General features: G+C 41.1%; 13 protein-coding genes and 1 pseudogene. 2 read left to right on the top strand and 12 right to left on the bottom strand.

The genetic code is table 11. The features are described 5' to 3' along the window. Window positions 1–5 precede the first annotated feature (5 nt). On the bottom strand, window positions 6–890 hold the full coding sequence (gene murQ, locus CFS04_RS11460; protein ID WP_088810825.1) for an N-acetylmuramic acid 6-phosphate etherase: 885 nt from the start codon (window positions 888–890) through the stop codon (window positions 6–8). A gap of 132 nt (window positions 891–1,022) precedes the next feature. Between murQ and CFS04_RS11465 the strand changes: the two genes are divergently transcribed. Then, window positions 1,023–2,081: a DUF871 domain-containing protein gene (locus CFS04_RS11465; RefSeq protein ID WP_088810826.1), complete on the top strand. Its 1,059-nt coding sequence runs from the start codon at window positions 1,023–1,025 to the stop codon at window positions 2,079–2,081. Window positions 2,082–2,143: 62 nt separating this feature from the next. Here the strand turns inward: CFS04_RS11465 and CFS04_RS11470 are convergent, their stop codons facing one another. The 7 genes from CFS04_RS11470 to CFS04_RS11500 all read right to left on the bottom strand — a co-directional run bounded on the left by CFS04_RS11470 (window position 2,144) and on the right by CFS04_RS11500 (window position 11,216). Further along, the gene (locus tag CFS04_RS11470) at window positions 2,144–2,653 is read right to left on the bottom strand and encodes a dihydrofolate reductase family protein (protein WP_088810827.1); all 510 of its coding nucleotides are present in this window, start codon (window positions 2,651–2,653) and stop codon (window positions 2,144–2,146) included. A 63-nt stretch (window positions 2,654–2,716) separates the two neighbouring features. Beyond that, window positions 2,717–3,568: a MurR/RpiR family transcriptional regulator gene (locus CFS04_RS11475; protein ID WP_088810828.1), complete on the bottom strand. Its 852-nt coding sequence runs from the start codon at window positions 3,566–3,568 to the stop codon at window positions 2,717–2,719. A 374-nt stretch (window positions 3,569–3,942) separates the two neighbouring features. Then, a complete protein-coding gene (locus tag CFS04_RS11480; RefSeq protein ID WP_088810829.1) occupies window positions 3,943–5,154 on the bottom strand; it encodes an LPXTG cell wall anchor domain-containing protein in 1,212 nt (403 codons plus the stop codon). A 219-nt stretch (window positions 5,155–5,373) separates the two neighbouring features. Then, window positions 5,374–6,237: an LPXTG cell wall anchor domain-containing protein gene (locus CFS04_RS11485; RefSeq protein WP_159457905.1), complete on the bottom strand. Its 864-nt coding sequence runs from the start codon at window positions 6,235–6,237 to the stop codon at window positions 5,374–5,376. Window positions 6,238–6,516: 279 nt separating this feature from the next. Continuing rightward, window positions 6,517–9,132, bottom strand: a complete 2,616-nt coding sequence (locus CFS04_RS11490) for an HAD-IC family P-type ATPase (protein ID WP_088810831.1) — start codon at window positions 9,130–9,132, stop codon at window positions 6,517–6,519. A 319-nt stretch (window positions 9,133–9,451) separates the two neighbouring features. Continuing rightward, window positions 9,452–10,804: an MATE family efflux transporter gene (locus CFS04_RS11495; protein ID WP_088810832.1), complete on the bottom strand. Its 1,353-nt coding sequence runs from the start codon at window positions 10,802–10,804 to the stop codon at window positions 9,452–9,454. Then, window positions 10,788–11,216 (bottom strand): MarR family winged helix-turn-helix transcriptional regulator, encoded by a 429-nt coding sequence (locus CFS04_RS11500; RefSeq protein WP_179946391.1) that lies wholly within the window; start codon window positions 11,214–11,216, stop codon window positions 10,788–10,790. Before CFS04_RS11500 ends, CFS04_RS11495 begins: the two co-directional genes overlap by 17 nt. 177 nt (window positions 11,217–11,393) lie before the next feature. Between CFS04_RS11500 and CFS04_RS11505 the strand changes: the two genes are divergently transcribed. After that, the gene (locus tag CFS04_RS11505; protein ID WP_088810834.1) at window positions 11,394–12,275 is read left to right on the top strand and encodes a CdaR family transcriptional regulator; all 882 of its coding nucleotides are present in this window, start codon (window positions 11,394–11,396) and stop codon (window positions 12,273–12,275) included. Window positions 12,276–12,488: 213 nt separating this feature from the next. Here CFS04_RS11505 and CFS04_RS11510 read toward each other — a convergent pair whose 3' ends face one another. The 4 genes and pseudogenes from CFS04_RS11510 to CFS04_RS11525 form a co-directional block, all read right to left on the bottom strand. Then, complete coding sequence (locus CFS04_RS11510; RefSeq protein ID WP_088810835.1) at window positions 12,489–12,857, bottom strand: hypothetical protein; 369 nt, start codon at window positions 12,855–12,857, stop codon at window positions 12,489–12,491. Between the two features lie 16 nt (window positions 12,858–12,873). Next, window positions 12,874–13,206, bottom strand: a complete 333-nt coding sequence (locus tag CFS04_RS11515; RefSeq protein ID WP_179946389.1) for a hypothetical protein — start codon at window positions 13,204–13,206, stop codon at window positions 12,874–12,876. Window positions 13,207–13,361: 155 nt separating this feature from the next. Beyond that, window positions 13,362–13,778 carry an immunity 70 family protein gene (locus CFS04_RS11520; protein WP_088810836.1) on the bottom strand — a complete coding sequence of 139 codons (417 nt, stop codon included), beginning with the start codon at window positions 13,776–13,778 and terminating at the stop codon, window positions 13,362–13,364. A gap of 5 nt (window positions 13,779–13,783) precedes the next feature. Next, a pseudogene (locus CFS04_RS11525) lies at window positions 13,784–14,433 on the bottom strand (hypothetical protein); the annotation flags it as partial.

Consider the following 14,433-nt stretch of genomic DNA (forward strand, 5'->3'; position numbering starts at 1 on the left):
ACTCCCTAAATTGTTTTTCTTACAAAACCATTCGAAGCTACGAGTTTTTGTTCTGCATCTTCTTTGGTTGAGTTTGTGAGAAGCATGACAATCGCTGTTTTCACATGTTTATCTGCTCCTAAGTATACTTCACTTGCTTCCTCATACGTGCATTCCGTCGCTTCCATAATGATACGTTTCGAACGCTCTTCCAATTTTTCGTTCGTTGGCAATACGTCAACCATCAAGTTGCCGTAAACTTTCCCAACACCGACCATAGCAGCCGTTGAAATCATGTTTAAAATAAGCTTCTGCGCCGTCCCAGCTTTAAGCCGCGTCGAGCCTGTTAAAACTTCCGCACCCGGTACAACTTCTACCGCAATATCCGCATGTTTTGAAATCGCTGCGTCTTGATTACACGAAATCGCAGCAGTAACAGCCCCTACACTACGCGCATAATCGAGTCCCCCAATCACATACGGCGTTCTTCCGCTTGCAGCAATCCCAACAACGATATCATTTTTCGTAAGCGAAATCGCTTTCAAATCATCCTCGCCAAGTTGAATAGAATCTTCAGCACCTTCTACCGCTTCCACAAACGCTTTTTCGCCGCCAGCAATTAGTCCCACCACTTGCTCTTTCGGCACGCCAAACGTTGGCACACATTCTACAGCATCAAGTACACCTAGGCGTCCGCTCGTTCCAGCACCCATGTAAATTAGGCGACCACCAAGATTAAAACTATTAATGGTACCCCTTACAATTTTAGCAATCTGAGGCAAAGCTGGCTTAATACTCGCCGCCACTTTACTATCTTCTTCATTCATAATCGCCAAAACTTCATTTACATCAAGCTCATCTAAATTGAGCGTTTTCTCATTTCGTTTTTCTGTAGACAAATTTTCTAACATAGTATCACTCCTCACAAATTGATTATAATCGTTCTGAAATAAAATTTCAATACTTTATTTTATTTTTAAAACATGCATTTGAAATTTTGTTTCAAAACAAGTATACTGAACGTATTAGAACGGAGGGAAAATATGTTAGGAATCAGTATTTATTTACAAGATACCGAAAATATATCAGAATTTGTTACACAAGCACACACAAACGGCTTTTCGACAATTTTTAGCTCACTACATATCCCTGAGGAAAGCAAAATTGATTACCGAGAACGCCTGGCCGAACTTGGGAAACTCGCACGTGCACACCAAATGAAGCTCATTTTAGACATTTCTGAAAACGCTTTACATAAAATTGGGCTGCAATTTGAAACCGCCGAACAAATTCGCGACTTTGGCGTCACTGGTTTGCGGATTGATTACGGAATCGGCGCACACCCCGTAGCCACCATGTCACACAAAATTGCCATTTACTTAAATGCCAGCACGATTGACCAAGATCTTTTGGACAAACTAAACGCACAAGGTGCCAACATGAAACAAATCGAAGCATTCCACAACTATTACCCGAAGCCTGAAACTGGTCTTAGCGATGCTTTTTTTCAAGAGAAAAATACGTTTTTGAAGAAAAATGGGATGCGGATTTCCGCTTTTGTACCCGGTGACGCGGCGAAACGCCACCCGCTTTTCGAAGGCTTGCCGACGCTTGAAAAGCACCGCTACAAGCCCCCATATGCGGCGACACTCGAACTATTCTCCCTTGGAATCGATGATGTTTACGTGGGCGACCCCGCGCTTGATTCGACCCATCTTGAATTTTGGCGTGAGCTTTCAAAGCACCAAACAGTGTCCCTCCTTGGCATCCTAGCTGACGAAGTCCCTGCCGAAATTCGTGCGCATTTAGAGCGCGGCGACCAAAACCGAATGGACGAGGCCCGCGATTTAATCCGCCTTGAAGAAAGCCGCATCTCCCTTAGCAATTTAGCCCCCGCACCGAAGAATACTTCCCCAAGAAAACGTGGCGCCATCACAATGGATAATCAAAACTACGGCCGTTACGCTGGTGAAATTGATATTGCCAAATTTGATTTACCTGCAAACGAAAAAATCAATGTAATCGGCCAAATTGACGACCATTACATTGATTGTTTACCATTTATTCAAGCAGGACGCAAAGTAAAATTACGTTTTAAATAGAAACAGTCATGAAGACTGATGACACGAGAACGAAGATTGCCGTTTGTCATCAGTCTCTGTTTCTATTTCTCAAAAACCATCTCCGCAAATTGTCCATACTGATGAAGGCCCACCAATTTAAAGCGCTTCACATCTTCATCTTGCGTAAATAATGGGATTCCTTTCCCAAGCAAAACAGGCGCCACTTGGACGTACAATTTATCCACCATATTCTCATTCAAAAGCGGGGCCAAAATGCTGTTTCCACCGACAACCCAAACGTTTTTATCCACCGGAAGTCGCCGCACAAAATCTACCACATTACCCTCAACTTGCTGAAAACTTTTTAGAGCAAGTTCTTTTTCATGGGTAAAAACGTAATTTTGCGTTGGCGCATAAAGCGATTCAATGCCTGCAATACCCACAATTTCATCGTATGTCTTTTTCCCCATAATCATCATGTCCATTTGGCTATAAAACTCGGCGTAATTGGTTTCCTCCGGAGCACCCGTTTGATGCAGCCAGTCTAGGCGATTGTTTGCATCTGCCAAGTATCCGTCAAGCGAAACACAGCCGTAGAAATAAATGCTCATTCAATTCTCCTTTCGCGCAAAAGGCCCTTCTAATCCAGTTAAAAGGGTGTGCGCGTACTCGTTTTATTCCCGAAAGCGGTTTGTCGCTTCCCGTGATTTTTTGATATGCGTTATCATGTCCTCGTAGCGTTTTGAGGCAAAATAATAAAACAAAATGTCAACGACCAAAAGTTGCGCCTGTCTGGAGCTTGTCGCAGTGCTCCGTAGTTCGGCTTCTGGTGCGCGTGATGTTTCCAACACAAAATCCGCAATGGTTTTTAGTTTATTGTTGCCAAAACGTGTTAAACTGACGACTTTCAAGCCGCTTCGTTTCGCCTCCTTGGCAAGCTGTAAAACTTCTGATGTTTCTCCACTATTTGAGATCGCAATTAAAATACTATTCGGGTTGCCCGCAGAAAGTGCCATTGCTAGAACATGTGGGTCTTGTGATAAAAAGACATTTTTGCCAGCACGTAACCATTTTTGCGCAATATCTTCTGCAATGAGCCATGACGCCCCAACGCCGTACGCATAAATTGTTTCCGCTTGTTCCATCTCGGCGCAAACCCTAACAATTGCTTCCTCTCTCAATTGACTAGCCGTATCTTGTGTCGTTTGAATCATATTCGAAACCAGTTTTTCGCGTATCGAATCAAACGACTCATCTGGTTCAATATCATAATATCCTGCTTTTTTCGGCAACGCGAGTTCCATTGATAACTGCCGCTTGAGTTCCGGAAAACTATCCAAGTTAAGCGATTTAGAAAAGCGAATCACCGCCGCCGCACTTGCATTTGCCTTTTCAGCGAGGCTTTGCACAGAAGCTTTAACCGCAAAATTGGGATCCTCTAAAATCGTCCGCCCAATTTTCTGCTCCGAATTAGGTAGCGAGTCCAGTATGCCAGTAATAAGATTGATAATACTACCATTTGCCATAAAATCATTCTTCCCTACTATGTTTTCTTTGATTATAACATATTCGCTTATGATTCGTTACTCAGAACAAGTCTGGTCTATGTTAGCCACCTTATTTTTATGCATTCAAAACCGTGAGCGGAATCGAAACGTTTCAAAATACGCTGTCGCTTTTATGACATATCTCTATATCTTGTTTTCGCACTCATTACATAACTCTATTTAGTTTCACTGCTTGCTAATTTTTGGCTTATTACATGAAGTTTCGGTACTTTTTATTGTAATGGCAGTTTTTTTATGTCTAAAAAAGAAGCACCTGACATTTTGATGAATCAAAATGTCAGGTGCTTTATTTGTTACTGGGATTTATGTTCCAGCCTTTTCTCTCGCACAACTTAACTACGTTTTCTCAAATAAACTGCAGCCAATAATGTAGCGATTGCACCTACTGCTACAGCGCCGCCTGTAGTGGTATCACCTGTTTTTGGCAAACTTTTCACAACAGGATCTTTTGCTTTAACTACGGTTTTAGCTGTTACAGTTTTTGTTACAGCCGGTTTATTTACTTCCTTCACTACCACACCAGTGCCAGTGTATCTATATTCTGCAACATCGCTGTATTCAAAAGTATGCATATCTACACTCATGATATAGATAGTTTGGTTTTTCTTTAATGGTGTTCCAAGATGCACATGGAAATTCCCATTCACATCAGCATAACTTGTGCCTAGAACCGTAACACTATCTTCAGCTATTACTCCGACATATGCGTAAGGACGAGTTTTTCCGTAAATATCACTTGCAGTTGATTTAATTGTATCCATCTTTGGAGCAGCATATGATGCTTCTTCACTAATATCTGAATTAAGATCAACAACATGATATGTCATCGTGACACGCGCTTCATTTCCAGCTGCATCACGAGCCACAATCACTGTGTTGAACACCCCAACTTTAGATGTGTCAAGTGCCTCACGACCATCTGCAAAGAAGACTTCATAATCATCTGAATTGTCATTAACCAGAACAAAATCATCCGCATACCAGAAGTCATCACCTAACTCAAGATAAACATCTGCATCCATAAGCTCAATAGTAGGCTTTTGTGTATCTTGGACAACATAGTTTACTGTGATTTCTTCTGTTGTTGTACCATCTGTCGCAATAACGACAACTGATTTGTTTCCAATAGAAGAAACATTTGGTTTCACTTTAAAGCTAAGAGCTACACCATTTTCAGCTGTTACAAAATAACCCGGTGTTGTCGTCGCATTCACTTCAACTTTGACTCCAGACTTAGCTGTCGCAAGCGGTGTTGCTGTTAAATTCGCTGTGTTCGCTTCATCTGTTGTTTGTAGAGCTGGTTTTTCAGTTTTTGCTGTTTCTGATGGTGCTTCAATTACTTGTTCTTTCGTTACATCTTCTGTTCCCGTTTCTTCTGGATTGGATTGAATAACATCTGCTGGATTTTGCTCAGATACTTCTGTTAATACTTGATCAACTTCACCGTTTGAAGTATCCGTTTCACTTGCAAATGCTACTGTTGGTAATGCAAGACCTACTGATAAAGCTAAGACGCCATAACCTAGTTTTACACTTTTCTTCATAATCAATCTCCCTTTTATTTTATTGTGCTCATTAAAATAAAGTCTTCCCTTTGTTTCATTTTTATTTCAAATATACACATTTTTAGTATACCATGTAACTTTTATGAAACATATAGACAAATGGTGAATTTTTTATCTATTATTCAATGAAAAAGCTTTCAAAATATCGTTTTTATTCAGAAATAACAAAAAGGCGTAATCGCTTACGCCTTTCTCAATTTAGCCACGTTTTCTTAGGTAAATAGTGGCCAGTAATGTAGTTAATGCTCCAACTGCTATAATACCTCTTGAAGTATTGGCATCACCTGTTTTCGGTAAAATTTCTGTAGCATTATTAGCCGTTCCTTTTGTCATTTTATCAACCTTTACTTTTCCTACAATTGGTTTATTTGTTTGTTTTGGAGCTTCCAATTTTTCTGTATAGATATATTCTGTTACCTCGCTTTTTTGGTCATCAAAAAGGGTCATGCTGGAAACCTGAATCGCTTCATGATTTTTAAGTGGTTCCTTCAATTTAATATGAAAATTGCCATACTTATCAGCCCAAGCAGTTGCATCAAAGCCATTTTCGATTTTAAAGAATGCAACCACAAGCGCGTTCGGGACTGTTTGACCGTAAATATTAAGTGCATCTGATTTATCAAAATCAAAAATTGGGGCCCCGTAATACATTCCAAAGCGTGGTGTATCATCCCATACTTCATAATTCACTACAATTTCTTCTGTTGTAACGCCATCAGTTGCGATAATGGTGACGGACTTATTTCCAGTTGATGCGACGTCTGGCTCTGTTTTATAACTTAGTGAGACTCCACTTTTAACAGTTACGAAATCCAGTGGTGTAACGGGCGTATTAATTTCAATCTCCACATCTGTTTTAGCAGTAGCAAGTGGTTCTGTCACTTGTTTTGGCTGAACAACTTCTGTTTCTTCTGCGCTAGCCTCTTCATTTGTTGCCTGTACAGCTTGGTTTTCATCCGCCGCAAGGCTTTCTGAAATACTTTGAACAGATTCTTCTACAACTTGTTCGTTACCCGTATCACTCGCAAACGCTGACGTAGGTAACACCAATCCAATTGACAATATAAGAACTCCATAAACCAACTTCACACTTTTTCTCATTTCCTTCGCTCCTCCTTTGGTACTTTTATATTAAAAACAAAATTCTTTTATTTCTTTTTCATTACAAATATATTATATCACGTAACATTAAAGAAATATATAGATAAATTGTGTACGTTTTAGCAATAAATAGCTTTAAAACGGACAAAAATGTCTCTTTTTTAAAATTTCCAATTAGAAAAACCCCTCAAAATCGATAATGCTGATTTTGAGGAGCTTCTTTTAATAGTCCTATGAAATTTATTTTTTAACCAATCGATAAACAAATTTCTCGATTTCTACGATAGCAAACACTCCAAAGCCGGCAAGTAAAGAAATTCCGAGTTGCGCGAGATTTAGTGACGTTGTTTCCATGATAGTGTGGAAAACGGGAACGTAAATCACAATAGCTTGAAGGACAAGTAAAATGCCGAGTGAGCCCCAAAGGACATTATTTTTTAGAATGCCGCCGTCAATTGGGAATTTCATTAGTTCGCGGCAATTTATCATGTAGAAGGCTTGACCAAATACGATAGTTTGGAGCAAGGTCGTCTGTATCGTGGCCGTATCGACGCCTGTTCCACGCAAGTAGGCTTCCACGGCAAAACCTAGGACTGCGATTAAAACGGAGACATAGGCGACGCGGATAATTGCATAGCTGTCTAGGATATTTTCTTTCGGATCACGAGGCTTCCTTTTCATAAGGTCATTCGCGTATGGTTCGAAGCCTAGCGCAAAGGAAAGTGTAATGGTTGTCACCATGTTAAGCCATAAAATTTGAACGGATGTGAGCGGCAGTGGCATGTTGGCAAGTAGGGAAACAACAACGAGCAAGCCTTGCGCAAAAGCAGTTGGCAGCGCGAAATAAATCGTCTTTTTGAGGTTGTCGTAAACCCGACGCCCTTCTTTCACAGCTCCAACAATGGTCGCGAAATTATCGTCAGCAAGCACCATATCAGACGCGTCCTTCGTAACTTGCGTGCCTTTAATCCCCATCGCAATCCCGATATCTGCTTTTTTCAGCGCCGGCGCATCATTTACTCCGTCACCGGTCATGCCAACGATGTGACCGTTTTCTTGAATCGCCGTCACGAGGCGAAGTTTATGCTCTGGCGTCGTTCGCGCAAACACATCATGGTCCTCCACAACTTTGCGCAGCTCCGCGTCAGAAAGCCCTTCAATTTCACTTCCAACTAAAGCATTGTTATAGTTTTCAATGCCGATTTCCTCAGCAATCGCAATCGCAGTGTCTTTATGGTCGCCGGTAATCATTTTCACGCTAATTCCTGCTTCACGGCATACGCCAACTGCACGGATAGCTTCCTTCTTCGGCGGGTCAATAATACCGTATAATCCTGCAAAAATCATACCGTCTTGTAAGTCTTCGTGCGTCAAGTGTTCCTTCTCGCTTGAGACTTTCTTGTAGGCAGCCGCTAAAACACGTTGTCCTTTGCTAGCAAATTCGCTAATGCGACCATTCCAGTAGCCCAGATCAAGCGACGTACTCGATTCGCCTTCCACTTGAAACTTCGCCAGATTTAAAATCACGTCTGGCGCGCCTTTCAAATAAATGTAGTTTTCACCTTCAATTGTAACAAGAACCGCCATATATTTATAAAGAGAATCAAACGGGATTTTGTAGAGCAAATGATTTTCCTGACTCAAATTAGCGCGATTTGCAAGCTCTAACAGCGCTCCTTCCGTCGGATTCCCAATCACTTCACGTTTTCCGTCATGATAGTCAATTTTCGTATCGTTACAATAAAGCGCAATCTCAACGAGCCGCCTAAACGCCAAGCTTTCATCACGCAGTTCAATCGGTTTTTCCGTATGGTCGCTCACTTCATCTTTTGTTATCACCGCAACAACGCTCATTTCATTTTTCGTCAGCGTCCCCGTTTTATCCGAACAAATGACGCTCATGCTACCAAGCGTTTCGACCGCAGGCATCTTTTTGATGATAGCCTTTTCTTTCGCCATACGTGTAACTCCGAGGGATAAAATAATTGAAAGAACAGCCGGCAAGCCCTCCGGCACCGCGGATACTGCTAGCGCGATTAGAGCCGACACTAGTTCATTCATGGAAAAATCATGATAGAAAATACTATAGAAAAGTAAAAATACAATCAGAGCCGATAAAATGTAGAAAACTTGCTTGTTAAGCTGTTTCATTTTTTTAATGAGCGGCGTTTCCGTATTTTCCATTTCCTTCAAATTACGACTGATTTTCCCGAGCTCCGTATTATCGCCCGTTTCCGTCACAATCCCTTTCCCAGAACCACTTCCAACAAGCGTGCCAGAAAACACCATGTTCAGACGGTCACCTAAATCCGCGTTGCGAGCGATAACATCACTATTTTTCGTGACCGGAGTTGATTCTCCCGTCAAAATCGCTTCTTCCACAACTAAATTGTACGCCTCAATAATACGTAAATCGGCTGGGATAATATCACCAGGGCCTAGCAAAACGACATCACCGGCAACTAAAGATTCAGCAGGAACGATTTCTTTTTGATTTTCCGAAAGAATAGTAGCTTCTTCACTCAACATATTCGTCAAACTATTTAGCGAGTTCGTCGCCTTCCGTTCCTGCGAGTAGCCGATAATCGCGTTAATAATCACGACGACGAAAATAATCACCATTTCAATGTACGAGCCAACGACGCCCTTCAAAACACCCGCGACAATCAGCACATAAATTAACAAATCATTGAAATGCTTCAAAAACTTTTTTAGTTCGCTGTCCTCTTTCCCTTTGCTTAAAATATTGGACCCATTTTCAGCGAGGCGCCTGCCGCGCTCCGAATTCGCAAGTCCCGCTTCATTTGCCCTCATTTTTTCAAAAATTTCACCAAGTGGCAATTTGTACCAATCCATTAAATTCCCTCCTCATAACCAGGCCACATTGACACCGTCATTTTAACTTGCCTCACCTTAAAATTCCCTAAAACAATGTGCACTAAACGCTGGTTCCGCCAATAAAAAAACTACCGAAATCGGTAGTTTTTAGGCTGTGTTAATTGGGGTTATTTTCTTCTGTGATGCGAGCGTAGGTTTTCAAGATAGCTTCTTTGTCGGAAAATATGGAGCCATTATCTTGCAATTCATATAAAATATCAAAAGCTTTTTTATTATTAGTGATGCAATCAAAATCAGAATATATTTGTGCATTTTCTATATTTGCTCTTTAAACCCATCACACCATATCCGGATTTTTAAACATCCGGCGCCATGTTTTTGTTAAGATGAAGAAGCAGACGGAAAAGGCGATGACGTCAGCAATTGGGAAGGCGTACCAGACGCCCATTAGCCCGAAGAATTGGGGCAAAATAAGCAGTAGTGGGACAAGGCAAATGATTTGGCGCATAAGAGAAATAACAAATGAAATGCGCGCTTGACCTAGCGCCTGATAGAGTCCACCGCACACAATTTGAAAGCCAATTGTTGGGGCGGCAAGAAGCATGAGCCGCAGGGCATTCGTTCCCTCCGAAATCATCTCTGGTTCACTTGAAAAAATGCGCACGAGTTCACTTGGGAAAAGTTCCACGATGCCCCACGCGATGAGCGATAACAACGTTGCAACAATTATGCCCAGTTTTACGGCGCGGATAACGCGGTCAAGTTGGCGCGATCCGTAGTTGAAGCCGACGATGGGTTGCATGCCTTGTGTGATACCGTTTATCGGCATGATGACGAAGCTCGCAATTCGGTTGGCGACACCATAAACCGCAATCGCCAGTGTTCCGCCGAAAAGTTGCAACATCCAGTTCACGGCGATGGTCACAACGCTCCCCGCGGACATCATGATGAAAGACGGGAAGCCAATTGCCATAATGCGCAGACTCAGTTTGCCGTCCAGACGGAATTTAAAACCGCTAAGAGATAACGTGCTTTTTCCGGATAAAAAGTAGATGAAGAGCCAAACCGCGCCTACGGCTTGGGCAATGACTGTTGCGAGCGCGGAACCGCGCACCCCCATGCCTAATCCCATAATGAAAACCGGATTTAAAATCATATTTAGCACCGCTGAAATAATCATCGTCAGCATCGCCGTTTTGGCATTTCCTTCCGAGCGAACAATGTTGTTCATCGCCATCGCGAACGTCTGAAAAGCCGCGCCTAGTAAAATGAGTGATAGAAAGTCCTTTGTCATGCCGTGGATTTCTGCCGGTGCACCGAAAATCGTAATTAGCGGGTCAATAAAAATAAAGGTAACAATGGCAATAAAAATACTCGACAAAATGACCAACCAAATGACTTGATGGAAAATTTGATTCGCCCGAACTTGTTCGCCCGCGCCTAGCGACCGCGAAATAATCGAGGCTCCCCCGATACCGAACATCGCCGCCATAGCCATTAAAATCATCTGCACTGGGAAGGCAATCGAAAGCGCCGCAACACCGTCTGAGCCAACGCCATATGAAACAAAAATCGTATCAACAATGTTGTACATGCCCATCACAAACATGCCCACAAAAGCAGGAATCGAAAGGCGTGCCATCAGGGAGCCAATTCCCTCTACACCAAGCCGTTTACTTTGTTCTTTCATTCTTTAAACTCCCTTCCGCAAAACGCGTTGCATTGTCCGCCATCTGCACAAGGAGACGCAACACATCATCTTTTTCTTTTTTCGAGAAGCCTTGGGTTAAAATATCGCTCCACGTATCCGTCACTTCCGCAATCAAGTCTTTCATGCTGTGACCTTTTTCCGTCAAAAAAACACGTTGCATTCGCTTATCGCGGGCGTCACATTCGCGCCGAATCACACCTAGTTTCTCAAGCTGTTTAATGTGCCGCGTTACATTCGCCTTATCCGTCATAAACCGTTGCCGCAGTTGCTCTTGTGACATCCCGTCTTCCTGATATAGCGTCCATAAATAGCGGAGCTGCGAAACGCGGAGACCCGTTTCCTCCAGTTTCGCCTCTTTGTACGTGTGCTCAGCTCGGTGAATGATTGACATCGATTTCGTTACAATTTCGTGGTTTCCCCCCAATTGAAGCCGCTCCTTACATTCTGAAAATTAAATACCAGCCTAATTAGCGTATCAAAAATTAGTTGACTGGTCAACTAATTTTGCGGTTGACTTGTCGCACGCAATTTGTCACAATAAAATTAAAAACACGTGGGGGCAATCGCTTTGAACATCTACCAGTTAAAGGAAAAATTCCCAAGTTTACAAGTATCCAAAAAACCAATTTCAACTGATGAAACCGTCTTATCTTTCTTTGAAGAGCCTTATTATTTTACTATTGCCAAACATGAAGTGGCAGAAAATGATGCGGCCTTTTTAAATCTGCTTTTTGATGCACCCAAACCGGCTTTTAAGTCGGCGGAAAGTCAACTTTGGTATGACCTTTTATTCACCCAAAAAGCGGTGCCGCTAACCGAAAGTTCTTCGCGCTATCGCTTCGTTCAATTCCACATTCGGAAAGAAACTTACACAAAAAAAGAATTTTCCGAGTGGAAAAAAGCCTTACTTAGTTTTTTCAACAAAAAAGCAGAAATGATCGAACTTGGCACGTACGGTGTCATCGCTGAGAAAATTGAAGGCTCAATCTTAGGTGAGGACGAACTTGCGGCTGTTGCGACGACGCTGGAAGCCGATTTTTATTTCCCTGTACATTTTTTCGTCGGCCTGTTCCACAAAAAACATTTGTCCATGCGCGATGCCTTTAACGAAGAGCGCCGCCTATTCGATTTGCAAGACAAGGCGCTTGTCCAAACGGTTGAATCAGCTAGCTTGAAACATTTTGCGCGCCCACTTCTTTCGAGCACTCTTTCCGCAGAACTAAACGCTGCCTTTGAAAAAGACGACTCGCTGCTCCCATTGATTGCCACCCTATTTGAAAACCAAGGAAACATCAGCATGACGGCTAAAGCCCTTTTCATGCACCGCAACACGATTCAATATCGCATTGACAAATTCCACGAGCAAACCAATTTATCACTCCGCAAATCAGACGGCTTACTTTACGCGTATTTAAGCAGTTTAACCACGACAAAAGTTGCTGAAAAGTGAATGTGGGGATAAAAAAGAGAAACATTTCCCGTTTTAGGACTTGTTTCTCTTTTTTAGTCATTGTGACAATTAAATCAATGCCCCTTGCTATACGAATCCATCAACTATTACATAAAACGTCTTTAAATTCTTCGATTTTCATAATCATCATCCCAAACTGTAATAAGATTATTTTCTCAGCAATCTTTCTACATTCTTCTTCCATTTTCTCCGTTAACTCCTTCTAATCCACTCTAATACTTCTTTCTTCCTACTTATTAGCTCTGTAAAATTTGATATAGAAATACGGATTCTAGATTGTTCTTCTCCCATTCCATGCTCTTCTCCTATTGAATCAATTATTAGAACCTCATTTCCCGAAGAACCTATCAAATATTGATTCCCCTCAATGAATATCCCTTCATATTTATCTCCTGCGTATAGAATATCCTGATGGTTTTGGACTTTTTGCATATTACAACTTTTAATAAAATCAATTGTTTCTTGTTGTGTATCTTCATCAATTTCAGATATTAAGAAATCCTGAATCTTTTTAATTTGTTGTTCATTATAACCAACTAGCATTTTCTGAATGGACTCCATTTTGTCCTCCTTCCAATTAAGGCGCTGGTATCGGGTAAGTTGTCCACACATTATTTAACTCATCATAAACAATCTTTATATATGTTTCTCCCTTAGCGCCTATAGTTTTTCCTGTATCAATGATAGCTGAAAACGATTTTTGACCTTGGCTCCCTACACCATTATCTATTATTTCATAGACTTTTCCGTTTTCAAGCGCTTCTTGGACTATACTGTTTGCCTCCTCTGGTGTTGATACATTGAATTTCCTTGCTCTCTTTGCAGTAGAACCGCTTAAATGTTTATTTCTAATTTCAAAACCTTTGATATTAATATTTTTAGATAGTTTAGCCCCACTACCACCCTTCACAACTTTCCCCGCATCCTTCGCTTTCTCAGTTTTCTTGAGACTTTTCGTGCTGCTTACGATGGCTTTAGCTATCAGGAACTTGATTAGTGAATTCGCACTTACTAGTCAAGGCTCTACTATCCGACGCTAATCAGATAGTAAAGTGCCTTTTTATTTTATAAATCTTTTATTTCTAAATCTACATCTTCTTTTATAGCGTCTTCCATAGCGTCTTCTAATACACTTATTAGATTTTTCCCATCAGTTGTTACAAAATATTGAGCTAAATTAGTAATATCCTTGCTTATATGTGTACCCCAAGGCGGAATCTTATCCAGATCTTCGGCATCCCAAATAATTTTTTCAGGGGAAATTTCACTCAATCTTAGTTTAATTTCTTTCAATTCTTTTTGAGCAATTTCAATTTTTTCTTTTGATAAATAACCAGCGTATACATCTTTCATTACAACAGGAAATTCGCTTCCCCAGTTCATATTTTCTAAGTTTACACATATAGTTGAAAAAAATGAATGAAAGAAGTCACCAGTCCCAATAGGAAACCATAAAAAATCTACTTTAATACCTACAGTCACATTACTCACCTCTTAAATATTATTTCTACATTACCACCAGATTTTTCTAGAATTTTACTTCTAATATACTTCAGAGCATCATTTGTTACGTTTTGACCTCTAACATCTATTAAGATAGTTTGATTTGTTCCAGTTGGTAAATTAGTTAGTCTTTCTTTTATCTGCTTAGATACGTTATTGATTAAGTTATTTTGTCCAGAACTAGTTTGAACATTATAATTTTTAACTTCTATGCTATGTCCTTGCTTATACAACTCTGGGCGAGAGCTTCCTTTAGTTCCGTAAGGTACTTCTTCACCATTTAAAAATGATTTTTGAGAATCGTACCCTTTATAATCCAATTCTGCATCAATTTCAGATTGACGCCAACTTGGTCTCTTTGGAACCTTTTCAGCCCCACTACCACCCTTATACGTCTTACTCCCACGAGCTATCGCAGCGCCTAGGCCTACGCCTGATAATGCCGACATAATGCCGGATTCGGCTAGTTGGCCTTCCCAGTCCTCCACATACGCAGAAGCTTGTAATATGCTCCCTGCCGCGCCTGAATACACTTTTCCGTCCATGTAATACGTCTTATCTTGCCAAGCTTTCATGATTTTCTCGTTTAACTCTTCTAACGTTAGTATAGTATATTTATCCTCATCTTGGTAGT

Origin of the sequence: Listeria sp. ILCC796 (genome assembly GCF_900186175.1) — a bacterium.
Classification (GTDB): domain Bacteria; phylum Bacillota; class Bacilli; order Lactobacillales; family Listeriaceae; genus Listeria; species Listeria goaensis.